The sequence below is a fragment of the Sphingobium nicotianae genome (genome assembly GCF_018603885.1).
Taxonomy (GTDB): domain Bacteria; phylum Pseudomonadota; class Alphaproteobacteria; order Sphingomonadales; family Sphingomonadaceae; genus Sphingobium; species Sphingobium nicotianae.
The window spans coordinates 103,910-120,650 of record NZ_JAHGAW010000013.1; the positions used below are offsets into that span (position 1 = coordinate 103,910).

Annotated in this window: 19 protein-coding genes; 16 read left to right on the plus strand and 3 right to left on the minus strand. The window is 65.8% G+C overall.

Annotated elements, in window-relative coordinates:
* The first annotated feature begins 57 nt into the window (after window positions 1-57).
* The 15 genes from KK488_RS18415 to queE all read left to right on the plus strand — a co-directional run bounded on the left by KK488_RS18415 (window position 58) and on the right by queE (window position 13,805).
* Window positions 58-342 carry a hypothetical protein gene (locus KK488_RS18415; RefSeq protein ID WP_214625167.1) on the plus strand — a complete coding sequence of 95 codons (285 nt, stop codon included), beginning with the start codon at window positions 58-60 and terminating at the stop codon, window positions 340-342.
* A complete protein-coding gene (locus KK488_RS18420) occupies window positions 339-1,037 on the plus strand; it encodes an ATP12 family chaperone protein (RefSeq protein WP_214625168.1) in 699 nt (232 codons plus the stop codon). The genes KK488_RS18415 and KK488_RS18420 overlap by 4 nt, the downstream gene beginning before the upstream one ends.
* Window positions 1,038-1,196: 159 nt before the next feature.
* On the plus strand, window positions 1,197-2,117 hold the full coding sequence (locus KK488_RS18425; protein ID WP_214625169.1) for an ABC transporter ATP-binding protein: 921 nt from the start codon (window positions 1,197-1,199) through the stop codon (window positions 2,115-2,117).
* 128 nt (window positions 2,118-2,245) lie between these two features.
* Window positions 2,246-2,569: an endonuclease domain-containing protein gene (locus tag KK488_RS18430; RefSeq protein WP_250890711.1), complete on the plus strand. Its 324-nt coding sequence runs from the start codon at window positions 2,246-2,248 to the stop codon at window positions 2,567-2,569.
* Window positions 2,566-4,170, plus strand: a complete 1,605-nt coding sequence (gene nadB / locus KK488_RS18435) for an L-aspartate oxidase (protein ID WP_214625171.1) — start codon at window positions 2,566-2,568, stop codon at window positions 4,168-4,170. Before KK488_RS18430 ends, nadB begins: the two co-directional genes overlap by 4 nt.
* A 320-nt stretch (window positions 4,171-4,490) precedes the next feature.
* Window positions 4,491-5,630: a serine hydrolase gene (locus KK488_RS18440; protein ID WP_214625172.1), complete on the plus strand. Its 1,140-nt coding sequence runs from the start codon at window positions 4,491-4,493 to the stop codon at window positions 5,628-5,630.
* Window positions 5,631-5,719: 89 nt separating this feature from the next.
* Window positions 5,720-6,754, plus strand: a complete 1,035-nt coding sequence (locus tag KK488_RS18445; RefSeq protein WP_214625173.1) for a glycosyltransferase family 2 protein — start codon at window positions 5,720-5,722, stop codon at window positions 6,752-6,754.
* 8 nt (window positions 6,755-6,762) lie between these two features.
* Window positions 6,763-7,797, plus strand: a complete 1,035-nt coding sequence (locus KK488_RS18450) for a glycosyltransferase family 2 protein (protein WP_349356931.1) — start codon at window positions 6,763-6,765, stop codon at window positions 7,795-7,797.
* Complete coding sequence (locus KK488_RS18455) at window positions 7,794-8,324, plus strand: serine O-acetyltransferase (RefSeq protein ID WP_250890713.1); 531 nt, start codon at window positions 7,794-7,796, stop codon at window positions 8,322-8,324. The genes KK488_RS18450 and KK488_RS18455 overlap by 4 nt, the downstream gene beginning before the upstream one ends.
* Window positions 8,325-8,540: 216 nt before the next feature.
* Window positions 8,541-9,743, plus strand: coding sequence for an aspartate aminotransferase family protein (locus KK488_RS18460; protein ID WP_214625175.1), 1,203 nt, complete (start codon window positions 8,541-8,543; stop codon window positions 9,741-9,743).
* 96 nt (window positions 9,744-9,839) lie between these two features.
* Complete coding sequence (argF, locus tag KK488_RS18465; RefSeq protein ID WP_214625176.1) at window positions 9,840-10,769, plus strand: ornithine carbamoyltransferase; 930 nt, start codon at window positions 9,840-9,842, stop codon at window positions 10,767-10,769.
* Between the two features lie 157 nt (window positions 10,770-10,926).
* On the plus strand, window positions 10,927-11,841 hold the full coding sequence (gene hslO / locus KK488_RS18470) for an Hsp33 family molecular chaperone HslO (protein ID WP_214625177.1): 915 nt from the start codon (window positions 10,927-10,929) through the stop codon (window positions 11,839-11,841).
* A gap of 158 nt (window positions 11,842-11,999) precedes the next feature.
* Window positions 12,000-12,416 carry a DUF3617 domain-containing protein gene (locus tag KK488_RS18475; RefSeq protein ID WP_214625178.1) on the plus strand — a complete coding sequence of 139 codons (417 nt, stop codon included), beginning with the start codon at window positions 12,000-12,002 and terminating at the stop codon, window positions 12,414-12,416.
* Window positions 12,417-12,460: 44 nt separating this feature from the next.
* Window positions 12,461-13,156: a 7-cyano-7-deazaguanine synthase QueC gene (queC, locus tag KK488_RS18480; protein ID WP_214625179.1), complete on the plus strand. Its 696-nt coding sequence runs from the start codon at window positions 12,461-12,463 to the stop codon at window positions 13,154-13,156.
* Window positions 13,157-13,163: 7 nt separating this feature from the next.
* Complete coding sequence (gene queE, locus KK488_RS18485) at window positions 13,164-13,805, plus strand: 7-carboxy-7-deazaguanine synthase (RefSeq protein WP_214625180.1); 642 nt, start codon at window positions 13,164-13,166, stop codon at window positions 13,803-13,805.
* A gap of 98 nt (window positions 13,806-13,903) precedes the next feature.
* Here the strand turns inward: queE and KK488_RS18490 are convergent, their stop codons facing one another.
* Together KK488_RS18490 and lipB are read right to left on the minus strand one after the other, a co-directional pair.
* Window positions 13,904-14,170, minus strand: coding sequence for a hypothetical protein (locus KK488_RS18490; RefSeq protein ID WP_214625181.1), 267 nt, complete (start codon window positions 14,168-14,170; stop codon window positions 13,904-13,906).
* A gap of 111 nt (window positions 14,171-14,281) precedes the next feature.
* A complete protein-coding gene (lipB, locus tag KK488_RS18495; protein ID WP_250890715.1) occupies window positions 14,282-14,983 on the minus strand; it encodes a lipoyl(octanoyl) transferase LipB in 702 nt (233 codons plus the stop codon).
* A 106-nt stretch (window positions 14,984-15,089) separates the two neighbouring features.
* Here lipB and KK488_RS18500 point away from each other — a divergent pair, with 106 nt between their 5' ends.
* The gene (locus tag KK488_RS18500) at window positions 15,090-15,857 is read left to right on the plus strand and encodes a hypothetical protein (protein ID WP_214625182.1); all 768 of its coding nucleotides are present in this window, start codon (window positions 15,090-15,092) and stop codon (window positions 15,855-15,857) included.
* A 9-nt stretch (window positions 15,858-15,866) separates the two neighbouring features.
* On the opposite strand, the gene hemF is transcribed toward KK488_RS18500, so the two are convergent.
* A complete protein-coding gene (hemF, locus tag KK488_RS18505; protein ID WP_214625251.1) occupies window positions 15,867-16,733 on the minus strand; it encodes an oxygen-dependent coproporphyrinogen oxidase in 867 nt (288 codons plus the stop codon).
* Between the last annotated feature and the right edge of the window lie 8 nt (window positions 16,734-16,741).

Sequence of the window (16,741 nt, forward strand, 5' to 3'; positions counted from 1 at the left end):
TCTGAATCACGATGTCGCCATGGACAGGATCGCGCCCGGCCGCCATATCGGCCTGCCATGAGCGACCAGACGCCTCCTGAGATGCCGCCAGAGACCCCCGAAGCGGCCGCGCACCGCGAGGCGCTGGCGAAGCAGCGCTTCCTGATGATCGGGTTGTTCCGCCTGTCGGGCGCGTTCATCCTCGCCTTCGGCATCGCCATCTCGCTGCAGCGCTTCGCCTTCGTGCAGGGCGACAAGGCCAAATGGATGGGCATCATCGTCTCGACCGTCGGCTTCATCCAGTTCCTCATCGTGCCGCGCATGCTGGCGCGCGCCTTCGCCACGCCGCGCGAGAAGCCGTGAAGCGTTTCTGGAAGACGGCGGAAGCGGTCGCGGACGAGGGCCGCTGGGCGATCCGGCTCGACGGGCGGGCGGTGCGCACCCCGGCGCGCGCCTTGCTCGTGGTGCCGGGTGAGGCGCTGGCCGGCGCCATCGTTGCGGAATGGGATGCGCAGGGCGAGGAGATCGACCCGGGCACCATGCCGATGACCGGCTTCGCCAATGCCACGATCGATCGGGTGCTTCCCGCACTCGGCGACTTTCGCGGCCAGATCGCCGCTTATGCCGAGAGCGACCTGCTCTGCTACCGGGCCGACGATCCCGAGGAACTGGTCGCGCGGCAGGCGGCGGCGTGGGACTCGCTGCTGGACTGGGCGCGGGCGCAACTGGGCGTCGCCTTCACCGTCACTTCGGGCATCGTTCCGGTCGACCAGCCGGCGCGCACGCTTGCGGCCCTGCGCGGCGCGGTCGAGGGGCTCGATCCGTGGCTTTTGGCCGGCGTCGCGACGCTGACGCAGATCGGCGGCAGTCTCGTCGGCACGCTGGCGCATCTCGATGGCGCGATCGACGCGTCCGGCCTGTTCGACGCCGCCAGCCTCGACGAGCTGTGGCAGATCGAGCAATGGGGCGAGGACTGGCAGGCCGCCGAGCGCCTCGCCCGCCGCCGTGCGGAGTTCGCCGACGCGGCGCGTTATTGTGCCCTCGTGCGCGCTGTCTGAGGCCCTGTCCTACGCGCGAAAAACCATGCTAAGAAGAGAATGTTCAAGCCTCTGAAGAGAAAAGATTTTATAAAAATTCGCCATGCTTCATATGTGCGATGTTCGTGAAGTTCCGGCGACCCGTTTCCATTCGCTACGCATTGCTCTAAGGACCGGCTCATGACGGACGCGGCCATCCAGATCACCGACCTGTGCAAGACCTACGCCGGCGGCAAGGTCGCGCTCGACCATGTCAATCTCACCGTCCCGCGCGGCCAGATCATGGGCCTGCTCGGGCCGAACGGCGCCGGCAAGTCGACGATCATCAACATCCTCGCCGGCCTCGTGAACAAGACCAGCGGCAGTGCGCGCATCTGGGGCTTCGACATCGACGCCAATCCGCGCAACGCGCGCAACTCCATTGGCATCGTCAATCAGGAGATCCTGTTCGATCCCTTCTTCACCCCGCTCGAGACGCTGGAGATCCAGGCCGGCTATTATGGCGTGCCCAAGGCGGAGCGCCGCTCGATAGAGCTGCTGCGCGCCGTTCATCTCGAGGACAAGGCGCATGCCTATTCGCGCACCCTCTCGGGCGGCATGAAGCGGCGCCTGATGGTCGCCAAGGCGATGGTCCACTCGCCGCCGATCCTGGTGCTGGACGAGCCGACCGCGGGCGTCGACATCGAGCTGCGACAACAGCTCTGGTCCTATGTGCGGCGGCTGAACGAGGGCGGCGTCACGATCGTGCTGACGACCCATTATCTCGAGGAGGCCGAGGAGCTGTGCGATCGCATCGCGATCATCAACCATGGCAAGCTGATCACCGACAAGCCGACCCGCGAGCTGGTCAACATGGCGCAGGAGAAGGTGGTCGAGGTGACCGTCGATCGCGATCTCGCGACCCTGCCGGCGCATCCCCAGTTCGAGAAGATCGAGAAGAGCGGCGAGCGCAGCCTCAAGATCACCTATCTCAAGAACCGCGCCACCGCCGGCGAGGTGCTGAACCTCGTCCAGAGCGAGGGCTTCGCGATCGTCGACGTGAGCACGCACGACCCCGACCTGGAGGATGTGTTCCTGACGCTCACCCGGGCGGCGGCTTGAGGGAGGATTTGCCGGACGCTCCCCCTCCCGCAGGTGGGAGGGGGCCGGGGGGTGGGCAGCGGACCTTCCGGTCGCGAAATACGGACCGGGCGCAAGACCTCAGAAACGACGCCTCCCCACCTGAACGGTTGCTTTGGCAGAGCCTGAAGGCCCGCCAGCTCGGCGGCCACAAGTTCAGCCGCCAGATCCCGATCGGTCCGTTCTTTGCGGACTTCCTCTGTCGGGAGCACAAGCTGGTTGTGGAGCTCGACGGAACATCCCATGATGTTCGGCAGGATGAGGATGCGCAGCGGGACATCTATTTGGTCGTTCGTGGCTATCGCGTCCTGCGTTTTCAGAATGCAGATGTAATGGCGAACCTCGAAGGCGTGCTCCTTTCCATTTTGCAGGCGCTGGACCTGCCCACCCCCCAGCCCCCTCCCGCCTGCGGGAGGGGGAGAGAAGACCCATGACAATCTCCACTCACGACGTCGTCATTATCGGCTCCGGCGCCGCCGGCCTCACTGCGGCGATCAATCTCGCGCAGGACCGCAAGGTGCTCGTCCTTGCCAAAGGCGCGCTCGACAGCGGCTCGACCAATTGGGCGCAGGGCGGCATCGCGGCGGTGCTGGACGCGGGCGACAGCTTCGAGGCGCATGTCGAGGACACGATGATCGCGGGCGCGGGGCTCAACGATCGCGCGACGGTCGAGTTCGTCGTGTCCGAGGCGCCAGCGGCGATTGAGCGGCTGGCGGCGCTCGGCGTGCCGTTCAATGACGGCGAGCAATTCGGCGAGCGCTGGCATCTGACGCGCGAGGGCGGCCACTCGCACCGTCGCATCGTCCATGTCGACGATGCCACCGGCGCGGCGGTGCAGAAGGCCTTGCTCAAGGCCGCACGCGCCAACCCGAACATCACGCTGCAGGAGGATATGGTCGCGATCGACCTCATCACCTCGCGCCATGGCGAGCATTATTCGGGCGATGGCCATGTCTGGGGCGTCTATGCCTTCAATCAGAAGGCGGGCCGTGTCGATGCCTTCGTCGCCCGCGCGACTATTCTCGCGACGGGTGGGGCGGGGCGCACCTATCTCTTCTCAACCGCGCCGCGCGGCGCCACCGGCGACGGCATCGCCATGGCCTGGCGCGCCGGTTGCCGCGTCTCCAACATGGAGATGATGCAGTTCCACCCGACCTGCCTCTACAATCTCGAGGTCAAGAACTTCCTGATCACCGAGGCGATGCGCGGCGAGGGCGGCAAGCTGAAGCTCCCGCCCGGCGTGCCCGGCGGCGGCAAACGCTTCATGGACCGGTTCGACAAGCGCGGCGAGCTCGCGCCCCGCGACGTCGTCGCCCGCGCCATCGACCATGAGATCAAGCGGCTCGGCCTCGACTATGTCCATCTCGACATCAGTCACAAGGAGCCGGAATTCATCAAGGAGCATTTCCCGACCATCTACGCGCGGCTGCTCGATCTCGACATCGACATCACGAAGGAGCCGATCCCGGTCGTCCCGGCGCAGCATTATACCTGCGGCGGCGTGGTCATCGATCTCGACGGCAAGACCGATCTGCCCGGCCTCTATGCGGCCGGCGAGGTGACCGAGAGCGGCCTGCACGGCGCCAATCGCCTCGCCTCCAACTCGCTGCTCGAATGCTTCGTGTTCGGCGAGGCGGCCGCCAATCATATCCGCGCCAACTGGGATGCGCTGCCCGCCGCCCCGCTGATCCGCCCGTGGGACGAGAGCCGCGTCACCGACAGCGACGAGGAAGTCATCGTCACCCACAACTGGAAGGAAATCCGCCGCTTCATGTGGGACTATGTCGGCATCGTGCGCACCACGAAGCGGCTGGAGCGCGCCCAGCACCGCGCCGACCTGCTGGCCAGGGAGGTGGACGATTATTACGGCAATTTCCGCGTCACGGCCGATCTCATCGAGCTGCGCAACCTGCTGGAAGTCGCCCGTCTGATCATCCGCTGCGCCTTGAAGCGCAAGGAGAGCCGCGGGCTGCACTACACGCTGGATTATCCCGAGATGCTGCCGGAAGCCGCAGATACGGTGTTAGTGCCGTGACAAAGAAGAGGGCGCGTAGCCTGTGCGACGCGCCCTCAGGATTGGGCTCGGAGAGGAGCCGGATTCAATTAAAGCGGGCGACGTGGCGCGGCACTGGTCGCGGTGAACTGCTCCTGTGGAAATCTTGCGCTCACGGCGCGGACTCCTGTCTGTGCGATGCGCTTGTTCTGCTGCGCTCTTACCTGACGGGCATTGATCTGAATCAAAGGTTAGGCGGGTTCCCGGTTTCGATTCGGTTCGCCGCAAATCAGACTCGGATCGCCGCAGGCGGGTTGCACCCGTTCGGCCTCTGTTAAGGCTGTTTGTGCAAGACTATGGGCATGAATGCTAAGGGAAGTTTCGTGGCACGACGGGGGCGCCTGACGCCATTGCTGACTGGGATAGGGCTGATCGCTCTCGCGGGCGCTTGCACGGCGATTCCGGCGACGCAGCAGCTCGCCGCCGCGCCCCGCCCCGCCTTGCCGGCGCCGCCCAAGGCTGTGGAACCTGGCCAGCCGATGGCCAATCTGGCGCAGGCGCCCGCGCCTCCGTCGCCGGCTCTGGTCGCGACGATCCAGCAGCTCGGCAAGCAGTTCAACGGCAAGGTCGGCATCGCCATCCAGCGCGTCGACGCGGGCTGGACGATCTCCTACAACGGCAATCTCCTCTTCCCGCAGCAGAGCGTCTCGAAGCTCTGGGTCTCGATGGCCATGTTCGACGCGATCGATCGCGGCAAGCTGACGCTCGATACGCCGGTGACGATCCGCCCGACGGACCTCACACTCTTCCACCAGCCGATCGCCGCGATGGTGAAGGCCGACACCGGTTACAAGACGACGGTGCGCGATCTCTTCTATCGCGCCATGACGCAGAGCGACAACACCGCGAACGATTCGATCCTGCGCACGATCGGTGGGCCGGATACGGTGCGCGGCTTCCTGGCACGGCGCTTCTTCAGTCCCGACGCGATTCGTTTCGGCCCCGGCGAGCGCGCCCTGCAGAGCTATACGGCCGGCCTCACCTGGTCGCAGGACATGGCGATGGGCCGCCGCTTCTACGCGGCGCGGGCGAACCTGCCGCGCTCGGTGCGCGAGAAGGCGCTCGACAATTATCTCGCCAATCCGATCGACGGCGCGGCCCCGCTCGCCATCGTCAAGGCGCTCGCCAAGCTCAAGAAGGGCGACATGCTCTCGCCCGCCTCGACGCAGCTGCTGCTCACCACGATGGGTGAGGCCAAGACCGGTCCGCAGCGCATCAAGGGCGGGGTGCCGGAAGGCTGGACCTATCTCCACAAGACCGGGACCGGGCAGGAACTGGCGCCACGTTCGACCGGCTTCAACGATGTCGGCATCATGACCGCGCCGGACGGCACCAGCTATGCGATCGCCGTGATGATCGGCGAGACGACCGTGTCCATTCCGGAGCGCTGGGCGCTGATGCAGTCCGTGGCGCGATCGGTGGCAGCGCTGCACCGGCGCTGAACTCCGCCCCCATCCCGTGTTAACATATGGGAGATAAGGGGGAAGGCGCGCAGTTGCCCGTCTCCGCCCGATCACTTATCCGGAGCCATATGGCCGATCTCCCCAATCCCAGCCTCGCGATCGTGACCGTGAACTATCGGACGGCGGACTTTGCGATCCGCTGCGTCGAGGCGCTGGCGGAGGAGCGGGCGACGGCGGGACCGTTCGAGGTCGTCGTCGTCGACGGCGATAGTGGGGATGGCTCGGCCGAGGCGCTGGCGGGTCATTTCGCGGCGGAAAGCTTTCGGGACTGGGTCAGCGTCCTCCCGCTGGATCTGAACGGCGGCTTCGGCTGGGCGAACAACCAGGCGATGCTGCGTCTGCTCCAGCGCGCCGATCCGCCCGAATTCATCCACCTCCTCAATCCCGACACGGTCGTCGAGCCGGGCGCCATCAAGGCGCTGCTCGATCCGATCCGGGCCGATCCCAAGCTTGGCGCCGCCTGCAGCCGGCTGCTGGAGCCCGACGGCACGCTCGCTGGATCGGCCTTTCGCTTCCCCTCGGTCGGGCGTGAATTCGTACGCGGTTGCGGTCTCGCCAAGCTTGGCCGGTTGCTCGGCATCAAGCCCGATCTCGTCGAGGAAGCGGGTCCCGCCGAGTGGCTGACTGGCGCGAGCGTGATGTTCCGCAGCGCCGCGTTGCGGGAGAGCGGCCTCTTCGACGATGGCTTCTTCCTCTATTTCGAAGAAGTCGAGCTGATGCACCGCATGGGCGGCATGGGCTGGACCTTCCGCTTCGCGCCGGAGAGCCGCGTGACCCACATCGCCGGCGCGGCGACAGGCGTGGCAAGCGGTAAGCAGGTCGCGGTGCGGCCCTATCCCGCCTATCGCTTCGAGGCACGGCGGCGCTTCTTCGTGCTGGTCTATGGCAGGGGCGGGCTCATCCTCGCCAATATCGCCTGGCTGGCGGGGCGCGCACTTGCGCTGATGCTGCGCCCGCTGCGGGGCCGGCGCGCGGACGCGATTCCACGCGAGGTGTCGATGACGCTGGAGCACGGCTTTTGGCCGCGCGCGCGCGACAGTCGCCGCTCGATTCCTCGCTGGGATGAGCCGCCAGGCCGCGCGCCTGCCTGGACCTTGCCATGAGCGGGGCCGTGAGCGCGCCGCGAATCGGGCTCGTCGCCATCGGCCGCAACGAGGGGGAGCGCCTCAAGCGCTGCCTGCGCAGTGTGCCGGCGGGCTGCCCGGTCGTCTATGTCGATTCCGGCTCGACCGACGACAGCGTCGCCTTCGCGGAGAGCCTTGGCATGACCGTCGAACGCCTCTCGACAGCGAAGGGTTTTACCGCGGCGCGGGCGCGCAATGCCGGCTGGCGGCGGCTCACCGCCGAGCATCCCGGCCTCGATTATATCCAGTTCGTCGACGGTGACTGCGAGCTGGCCTCCGGCTGGATCGACGAGGCGCGCCGCGCGCTCGATGCGGAGCCGGAGCTGTGCGCCGTGTTCGGCCGCCGCCGCGAGCGCTTCCCCCAGGCCAGCCCCTATAATGCGCTGTGCGATGACGAGTGGAACGTGCCGGTCGGTCTCGTGCGCACCTGTGGCGGCGATGTGCTCATGCGCCTCGCCGCGCTTCGCCAGGTCGATGGTTATTGCGACGATCTCATCGCCGGCGAGGAGCCGGACCTATGCCTGCGCCTTGGCCTCGAGGGCTGGAAGGTGCGCCGCATCGATGCCGAGATGACCCTGCATGACATGGATATGCATCATGCCCGCCAGCAGTGGCTGCGCGCTCGCCGTGCCGGCTTCGCCTATGCCGAACATGTCGCGCGCCATGGCGCCAATGCTTTCCCGGACTGGCGCCGTGCCGTGCCCAGCATCATCCTGTGGGGCGGTGTGCTGCCGGCGATCTTCATCCTCGCCGCGCTCGTCGCCCTGATCGTGCCCTCGGCCGCGGCGGGCCTCGTCGCGCTGGCCGTCGCCGCGCTCTTCTATCTGCAGGCGACCCGCATTGCCCTGCGCAAGCGGCGCAGCGGCGCGCCGATGAACTTCGCGCTCTTCTACGGCTTCTGGATGGTTCTGGGGAAGATTGCCCAGTTCGGCGGCGTGGTACGCTACCATGTGAAGCGCTGGCGCGGCGGCCCCAATGCCCTCATAGAATATCGCGGGCAGAGCGAGGGCAAGCCGGCATGATAGCGGCCAGCAGTTTTCGGGAGATGTGCGCGCTCGTCGCGGAGGATTATCGCTCCCATGGTTGCGAATGGACGCGGCCGGGCTTTCGCACGCTCTTCTGGCACCGGTTCGGCAACTGGCGCATGGGCGTCCGCTCCAAGCTGCTGCGCGCACCGCTCAGCATGATCTACCGGTGCGGCTTTCGCCATTGCCGCAACGTCTATGGCATCGAAATTCCCTACACGGTGATCATCGGCCGAGGCGTCGTCATCGAGCATCAGGGCGGCATCGTCGTGCATGGCGCCAGCATCATCGGCGACGGCTCGATCATCCGCCAGAACTGCACGCTGGGCCTGCGCTCGCTCGACCGACTGAACGAGGCGCCGATCATCGGCAAGCGGGTGAATATCGGCGCGGGTGCGGTGATCATGGGCCGCGTCACGATCGGCGACGATGCCGCGATCGGCGCCAATGCCGTGGTGATGAGCGACGTGCCGGCCGGCGCGCTGGCGGTCGGCGTGCCGGCGGTGGTCAAAAGCAAAAGCTAGTCCCTCCCCTTCAGGGGGAGTAGCGATGGCGCAGCATCGCTCGCAGCGAGCGTCAGCGATCATAGTGCCGCGTCCAGCCCCATCCCTCAAAGGGAGGGGTTAAGGGAGTAATTGATTCGCTACTTCGCCGCGTCTATAGGGGCGCCCTGAACATGGCGGCCTCGCACGGGCCGCCTTTTTCCGTTTCTGGAAACCGTGCGAGAAAGGAGCCTTCCTATGTCGATCACCCCGCTCATGCCCGTTTATCCCCGGTGCGATGTGCGTCCGGTGCGCGGCGAAGGCTGCTATCTCATCGGCGAGCGCGGCGAGCGCTATCTGGACTTCGCGGCGGGCATTGCGGTCAACGCGCTCGGCCATGGCCATCCGCATCTGGTCAAGGCGATCGCCGAGCAGGCCGCGACGCTGATGCACGTCTCAAATCTCTACGGCTCGCCGCAGGGTGAGGTGCTTGCCCAGCGCATCGTCGACAACAGCTTCGCCGACACCGTCTTCTTCACCAACTCGGGCGCGGAGGCGGTCGAGTGCGCCATCAAGACGGCGCGGCGCTATCATTATGCCAATGGCAACCCGCAGCGGCACAAGCTGATCACGTTCAAGAACGCTTTCCACGGCCGCACGCTCGGCGCGATCAGCGCGACCGATCAGCCCAAGATGCGCGATGGCTTCGAGCCGCTGTTGCCCGGTTTCGATTATGTGCCGTTCAACGATCTCGACGGCGCGCTGGCGCTGATCGACGACGAGACCGCCGGCTTCCTGGTCGAGACAGTGCAGGGCGAGGGCGGCCTCACCGCCGGCAAGCCCGCGTTCATTCAGGGCCTGCGCAAGGCGGCGGACGAGCATGGCCTGCTGCTGGTGCTGGACGAAGTGCAGTGCGGCTATGGGCGCACCGGCAAGTTCTTTGCGCACGAGCATTATGGCATCGAGCCGGACATCATGGCAGTTGCCAAGGGCATTGGCGGTGGCTTCCCGCTCGGCGCCTGCCTTGCCACCGAAGAAGCGGCCAAGGGCATGGTCTTCGGCACCCATGGTTCAACCTATGGCGGCAATCCGCTCGCCATGGCGGCGGGCATGGCCATCCTCGACGTAATGCTGGAGCCAGGCTTCTTCGACGAGGTTGCAAGGAAAGGCGAGCGGCTGCGCGGCGCACTGGAGCAGCTCATTCCCAATCATGACCAGGTGTTCGAGGAAGTGCGCGGCCTTGGCCTCATGCTCGGCCTCAAGCTCAAGCCGGAAGTGGATGCGCGCGGCTTCGTCGCCCATCTGCGCGACAGGCATGGTCTGCTGACGGTCTCGGCCGGCGAGAATGTCGTGCGCGTGTTGCCGCCGCTGATCATCGAGGACAGCCACATCAGCGAGGCGATCGAGAAGCTCTCGGCCGGTGCGGCGAGTTTCTGGACGCCGGGGGCGGCCGGCTCCTAATCCCCATCAGTGCTCCTGCGAAAGCAGGAGCCCAGGGCCCGGCGGCGGTTCATCACCGCCCTGGGTTCCTGCTTTCGCAGGAACACGGAAATTGGCATGATCAGGCACTTCCTCAACCTCATCGATGCTGGCGGCGATGCCGTCGCCGCGATGATCGCCGACGCGATCGATCGCAAGGCGGCGCGTGCCACCATGCCGCGCGGCGCTGCGGATAAGGATGCGCCACTTGCCGGTCGCACCCTCGCGATGATTTTCGAGAAGAATTCGACGCGCACTCGCGTGTCTTTTGACATGGCGATCCGCCAGCTCGGTGGCACGTCGCTGATCCTTGACGCTGGCACGACCCAGCTCGGCCGCGGCGAGACGGTGGCGGACACGGCGCGCGTGCTCGGCCGCATGGTCGACGCGATCATGATCCGCACCGACGATCACGCCAAGGTCGAGGAAATGGCGCAACACGCTGGCGTGCCGGTGATCAACGGGCTCACCGATCTCTCGCATCCCTGCCAGATCGTCGCGGACCTCCTGACGGTCATCGAGCATGGTATCGCCTTGCCTGGTAGCCAATGGGCATGGCTTGGCGACGGCAATAATGTGCTGCATTCGATCATAGAGGCGGCCGGCCTGTTCAAATTCGACGTACGCATCGGCGTACCGCAGGGCTATGATCCCGATCCCCGCTTCGCCGCCGCTGCGCAGCAGAAGGGTGCGACGATCACTCTGACTCGCGATGCCGCCGCAGCGGCCACGGGTGCCGACGTCGTCGTCACCGATACCTGGATCTCCATGGGTCAGGCCGGCGGCGAGGCGAAGCTCAAGGCGATGATGCCCTATCAGGTGACGCAAGCGCTGATGGCGCGTGCGAAGCCGGGCGCGAAGTTCCTGCACTGCCTCCCCGCCCATCGCGGCGAGGAAGTGGTCGCCGAGGTGATCGACGGCCCGCAGTCGCTGATCTGGGACGAGGCGGAAAACCGCCTTCATGCGCAGAAGTCGATCCTGCTCTGGGCGTTCGGACTGTTGGGGTGAGTTGGTAACCGGCGAGAGCGTTCATAAATAAGCCGTTCGCCCTGAGCTTGTCGAAGCCTGTCCTGAGCGCCTGCCTTGGCAGGCAGTCGAAGGGGGCTGTCTTTCTCTTCGATAAAAGGACCGGGCTCCGGCAAGCTCGGTTCGAACGGAATTTGGTATGACTGACTCCGCTCTATTCACCGATGAAGCGCTCGGCTTCGCAATTCCGTCCCGCCATGTGCGCGGCCGTCTCGTGCGCCTCGGCACGACGCTCGACGACGTGCTCTCCGCGCACAAATATCCACCGGCGATCGAGAAGCTGCTCGCCGAGGCGCTGGTGCTGGCCTGCCTGCTCGGCGCGCTGCTCAAGGACGATGCCGGGCAGCTGACCCTGCAGGCGCAGACCGAGCATGGCATCGTCTCGCTGCTGGTCGCCGACTATCAGGCGGGAGCGGTGCGTGGCTACGCCAAGTTCGATGCCGAGCGCCTCGCCGAGCTGGGCGACGATCCCACCCTGTTCGGCCTGTTCGGCAAGGGCTATCTCGCCATCACTTTCGACCAGGCGACCAGTGGCGAGCGCTATCAGGGCATTGTTCCGCTCGAAGGCACCGGCCTGGGCGCGGCGGCGGAGCATTATTTCGCCCAGTCCGAGCAGATCCCGAGCATCTGCAAGATCGCCGTGCGCCACGATCCGGGCGAGGGCTGCATCGCGGCGGGCATGCTGCTCCAGCATCTGCCCGAGGGCGAGATCGGCCGCGAGCGCCTGCACGTGCGGCACGATCATCCCGACTGGGAGCATGCGATGATCCTGGGCGGCACGCTGGCGGATGCGGAGCTGACCGATCCCGAGCTGCCGCTGGCCGATATCGCCTGGCGCCTGTTCCATGAGGAAGAGGAGATTCGCGCCTTCAATCCCGTCGCGATCCGCAAGGGCTGCCGGTGCGATCCCGATCATATCCGCTCCGTCCTCGCCCGATTCGGCCCCGAGGAACGCAAGGACATGGCCGACGAGCGCGGCGTGATCGCGGTGGATTGCGCCTTCTGCTCCAAGATTTTCGAGGTCGCGCTCTCCGAATTTCCGAGCATTCACTGACGATTCCATGACAAATCCCGTCATCTGACCGAAATTGGCACGCAGCGATGCAGCGTGCCCTTTTCTGGTCAGAATTCCACATTATGTGTCAGATCCGAGCTTGCTCGAACGCGACCGCGTCGACGTGAGGCCGAGAATCTAAACAGGGAACGGATAACGTGCGCAGGGCTTACTTCCTGTCTCTGGTCGGCTTGACCGTGGCATGTCCCGCCGCAGCCGTCCTCGCGCAGACCGATTTCGGCGCGCTTGTCGGTCTTGAGCGAGGCGAATGGGAGCTCAAGGAGCGCGGCAGCACCGCGGTTCCCCGGCGCCTGTGCATCGGCGATCCGAGCCAGCTCCTCCAGCCCTACCATCCCGGCCGGGTCTGCAAGCGCTTCGTGCTGGAGAACTCCGCCCAGAACGTCGCCGTCACCTATGATTGCGCTCAGGCCGGGCAGGGCCGCACGGCGGTGCGCGTCGAGACGGCGCGGCTGGTACAGATCGATTCGCAGGGCATCTCGGGCGGAGCGCCCTTCGCCATGACGCTCGAGGGGCGCCGGGTCGGTGCCTGCAAGACGGCGGCGCTGGCCCACTGAGGCGCGGCATTTCCTCCATCGCCGATTTGCGCTAGCGCGCCCTCATGACTTTCGAAACGCCCATTGCCGTCGCCCTGATCTCGGGCGGACTGGATTCCATGGTCGCTGCCGGCCGCGCACGGGAGGCGGGGTTCCGCCTGGCGGCGCTCACCATCGACTATAATCAGCGCCACCGGATCGAGCTGGAGGCGGCCAGGCGCGTTGCCCACGCCCTCGGTGTCGAGCGCCACATCGTCCTGCCGCTCGATCTCTCGCTGTTCGGCGGCTCGGCTCTGACCGACAGCGACATCGCCGTGCCCAAGAACGGCGTCGGTACCGGGATTCCGGTGACCTATGTGCCCGCGCGCAATAGCATCTTCCTGTCGCTGACCCTTGGTCTCGCCGAAGTGGTCGGCGCGCAGCACATCTATATCGGTGTCAACGCGCTCGATTATTCGGGCTATCCCGATTGTCGGCCGGAGTTCATTCAGGCGTTCGAGGTCTTGGCAAACCTGGCGACCAGACAGGGCGTCGAGGGCGTGCCGATGCGGATCGAGGCGCCGCTCCAGCATCTCACCAAGGCGCAGATCGCCCAGGAGGCCGCACGGCTCGGCCTCGACGCCGGGATGAGCTGGTCCTGTTACGATCCGACACCGGAGGGGCTGCATTGCGGCTTGTGCGACAGCTGCCGCCTGCGCGCCAAGGGTTTCATCGAGGCGGGAATACCCGACCCGACGCGCTACGCGATCCCGCCGGAATGACAGTCCGATGACTTATGCGGTGAAGGAAATGTTCCTCACGCTGCAGGGCGAAGGCCTGCAGGCCGGGCGGCGTGCGGTGTTCCTGCGCTTTGCCGGCTGTAATCTGTGGTCGGGCCGCGAAGCGGACCGGGCCGGCGCGATTTGCCGGTTCTGCGACACGGATTTCGTCGGCACAGATGGCGAGAATGGCGGCAAGTTCGCCACACCCGAGGCGCTGGCTGCCGCTGCCGGGTTGCTCTGGGGCGAAGAGCCGGGCGACCGTTTCCTGGTCGTGACCGGCGGCGAACCGATGCTGCAGCTCGATCCGCCGCTGGTTGAGGCGCTGCACAAGGTCGGCTTCGAGATCGCCGTAGAGAGCAACGGCACCTTACCAGCAACGCCGGGGATCGACTGGCTCTGCATCAGCCCCAAGGCCGGCAGCGAGGTCGTCCAGCGCAGCGGCGACGAGCTCAAGCTGGTCTGGCCGCAGCAGGGCATCGATCCGGAAGCGTTGTTCGACTGGGATTTCCGGGCCTATCTCGTCCAGCCCATGGATCGGGGATCCGAGGCGGCGAACAGAGCGACGCACGAGGCCGCGATCGCACTGGTGATGTCAGACTGTCGCTGGCGACTGTCGCTGCAGACGCACAAGCTGCTCGGATTGAAGTAGGTCGCCTACCCCGTCATTCAGCGAAAACAGAGTTCAAGCAGACGGCAGGCCAGCGCACAATCGCACGAGATCCCGGCTTTCGCTGGGATGACGGGCTGCTACTCCGTCGCCACTGTCTCGGCATCCTCGGCCGCATTGCTCTGCTTGGGTGCGACCGGATGACTGACATTGCCGGCATTGTCGACATTGCCCACGCCGTCTGCCTTCACGGCATCCAGGTCGGTCATGCTGTCATTGACCGTCCCGTCGACCACTTCCATGTCGTGGATCGCGACAGCATTGCCGGCGGCCTTCTTGTCTTCACATGCACCAAGCGCGAGGCTGGCAGCGAGGGCCGCAATCAGCGCGAGGGTTGCGCGAGGCATGTCCGTGCGAGGCATCTCTCTCTATTCTCCTATCGGCGCCGCCGGATGCCTTGCTGGTGCGACCCATCAATCGGCGCAAAGCGCGGACCTTAGTTACCAGAAGCGCAACCCTCAAGTGCCCGAGTGCATTGCCGCTGACGTCCCTGTTTCGATTGAGGACAACATGGCCGGCGCCCGGCCAGCGAGCGCGGCATCGAGCGTGGCCATCTCCGCAGGGAGGCCGAGATCGGCAAGACTGGTGACGCCGAATGCGCGAAGGCCGCACGGCACAATGCCGTCATAATGCGAGAGGTCGGGTGCGACATTGATCGACAGACCGTGCAACGTCACCCATTTGCGCACGCGCACGCCGATCGCGCCGATCTTGGCTTCGCCGCCGTCCGGTCCCCTTGTCCACACGCCGATCCGGCCGGCCGCCGTCCAGGCGGGGACTCCCAGATCGGCGAGCGCTGCGATCATCCAGTCTTCCAGCGCCTGGACGAACCGGCGCACGTCCTTGCCGCGCTTGCCGAGATCGAGATTGAGATAGACCACCCGCTGGCCAGGGCCATGATAGGTATATTGCCCGCCGCGCCCCGTCACATGCACGGGGAAGCGCGGCGCGAGCAGGTCGTCGGCCTGCGCGCTGGTGCCGGCGGTGTAGAGCGGGGGATGCTCGACAAGCCAGATGCGCTCTCGCGCCGTGCCGGCGATGATCGCCTCGGCGCGCGCCTCCATCCCGGCGAGACCCGTCTCATAGCCGAGCAGGCCCGGTTCGACCTGCCAGTCGATCCCCATCAGCGGATGATCGTGTAAGGAAACATGCTGGTTCATTGCAGATGAAGAGATGCGTCCTGCGGCTAATTTTCGCAAGGGCGGCGCGGGTGCTGGTTCTTTGCGGAGAAACTGCCTATCGAGCCGGGAAGGGAGTGACGTACGTGTGAGCAAGATCGATCTCAATATCGTCTGGGACGACGCCAGGGAAATGGCCCGCGCCAATCGCGACCTGCTGACCGCGATCGGCGGCATCTTCATCCTGATGCCTCTGGTCGTCGCTATCCAGTTCATCTCGGTGCCCGAAGGCATGCCGGATCCCAAAGTGAACGAGGAGGCCTTCGCGGCCTGGTACCAGAGCTTCATGACGGCGAACCTGCCACTGCTGCTCGGATGGACACTTGTCTCCTCGTTCGGCACGCTGGCGATGCTGATTCTGCTGCTGCGCCAGGAGCGGCCGACCGTCGCCGAATCGCTGAAAGCCGCCCTGTTCATCCTGCCCAGCTACTGCGTCGCCTATATCCTGCAGAATGTGGCCTGGCAGATCGGCATGATCCTGTTCGTGCTGCCCGCGCTCTACCTGACCGGCCGATTCGCGCTGATCGCCGCGGTGGCGGCGGCGGAAAAGGAGATGAACCCGATCACCATCATCCAGCGCAGCTTCGCGCTCACTCAGGGCAATGGCTGGCGCATCTTCGCGCTGCTGGCGATCGTCACGCTTGCCATGGGGGTGCTGTTCATCGCGGGCGTCCTGTTCACCGGGGTCGTAACCTCGCTGCTGCTCCCGGCCGATCTTGCCGAACTGCTGTTGCATTTCGTGGCCGGCCTGATGGTGACGGCGCTGATGCTTGCCATCGTGCTGGTTTCGGCCGCGCTCTATCGCGCGGCGACGGCTCCGGTTGCGACGCCCTGGCGGCCCGACGCGAGCTTCTGAGCAGGCGCTTCAGCCCCAAGTCACCCTTGGCGGCAGACTCATCAAAATCGCGTCGATATTCCCGCCGGTCTTGAGCCCGAAGAGCGTCCCGCGATCGTAGACGAGATTGAACTCGACATAGCGGCCCCGCCATTCAAGCAGGTGCGCTTCCTCCGCCGCCGTCCAGGGCAGGCCCATGCGTCGCCGCACGATGCGCGGATAGACGTCCAGAAAAGCCTCGCCAACCGCGCGGGTGAAGGCGAAGCTGTCATCGAAATCGCCTTCGAGATGATCGTAGAAGATGCCGCCGACGCCGCGATGCACGCCCCGATGAGGAATATAGAAATAATCGCCCGCCCATTTGGCGAAGCGCGGATAGTCGCCGGCCTCGTGCGCCTCGCAGGCGGCCCTGAACGCGGCGTGGAAGTCGGCCGTATCCTCATCATAGGGGATCGGCGGATTGAGATCCGCGCCGCCGCCGAACCAGCGTTTGGTCGTCACCAGCATGCGCGTGTTCATGTGCACCGCGGGCACATGCGGATTGGCCATATGCGCGACGAGGCTGATGCCGGTTGCGAAGAAGCCGGGATTTTCCTCGCCCGCGCCATGGATGGTCCTGGCGAAATCGGGTGAGAAGGCGCCGCCCACGGTCGAGACGTTGACGCCGACCTTCTCGAAGACCTTCCCCTTCATGACGCCGCGTACGCCACCGCCGGCGCCGCCTTCCTCGATCGGCCCGGCCTTCGCGCCATCCTGTTCACGCCACCAGGGGAGATAGTCGAACGTGGCGTCGCTTCCGGCCTCGCGCTCGATCGTCTCGAACGCCGCGCAGATCCGGTCGCGCAGGCTTTCGAACCAGCTACGTGCGGCCGCTTGCTGCGGATCGAGGGTGGTCATCGTCTGCG

Excerpts from the sequence above, each read along its gene's own strand:
- KK488_RS18455 (WP_250890713.1), top strand. The coding sequence starts at position 7,794 with ATGATAGCGGCCAGCAGTTTTCGGGAGATGTGCGCGCTCGTCGCGGAG.
- KK488_RS18490 (WP_214625181.1), bottom strand. The coding sequence starts at position 14,170 with ATGCCTCGCGCAACCCTCGCGCTGATTGCGGCCCTCGCTGCCAGCCTC.
- KK488_RS18445 (WP_214625173.1), top strand. The coding sequence starts at position 5,720 with ATGGCCGATCTCCCCAATCCCAGCCTCGCGATCGTGACCGTGAACTAT.
- KK488_RS18425 (WP_214625169.1), top strand. The coding sequence starts at position 1,197 with ATGACGGACGCGGCCATCCAGATCACCGACCTGTGCAAGACCTACGCC.
- queC (WP_214625179.1), top strand. The coding sequence starts at position 12,461 with ATGACTTTCGAAACGCCCATTGCCGTCGCCCTGATCTCGGGCGGACTG.
- lipB (WP_250890715.1), bottom strand. The coding sequence starts at position 14,983 with ATGAACCAGCATGTTTCCTTACACGATCATCCGCTGATGGGGATCGAC.
- KK488_RS18440 (WP_214625172.1), top strand. The coding sequence starts at position 4,491 with ATGAATGCTAAGGGAAGTTTCGTGGCACGACGGGGGCGCCTGACGCCA.
- KK488_RS18460 (WP_214625175.1), top strand. The coding sequence starts at position 8,541 with ATGTCGATCACCCCGCTCATGCCCGTTTATCCCCGGTGCGATGTGCGT.
- hslO (WP_214625177.1), top strand. The coding sequence starts at position 10,927 with ATGACTGACTCCGCTCTATTCACCGATGAAGCGCTCGGCTTCGCAATT.
- KK488_RS18415 (WP_214625167.1), top strand. The coding sequence starts at position 58 with ATGAGCGACCAGACGCCTCCTGAGATGCCGCCAGAGACCCCCGAAGCG.
- argF (WP_214625176.1), top strand. The coding sequence starts at position 9,840 with ATGATCAGGCACTTCCTCAACCTCATCGATGCTGGCGGCGATGCCGTC.
- nadB (WP_214625171.1), top strand. The coding sequence starts at position 2,566 with ATGACAATCTCCACTCACGACGTCGTCATTATCGGCTCCGGCGCCGCC.
- hemF (WP_214625251.1), bottom strand. The coding sequence starts at position 16,733 with ATGACCACCCTCGATCCGCAGCAAGCGGCCGCACGTAGCTGGTTCGAA.
- queE (WP_214625180.1), top strand. The coding sequence starts at position 13,164 with ATGACTTATGCGGTGAAGGAAATGTTCCTCACGCTGCAGGGCGAAGGC.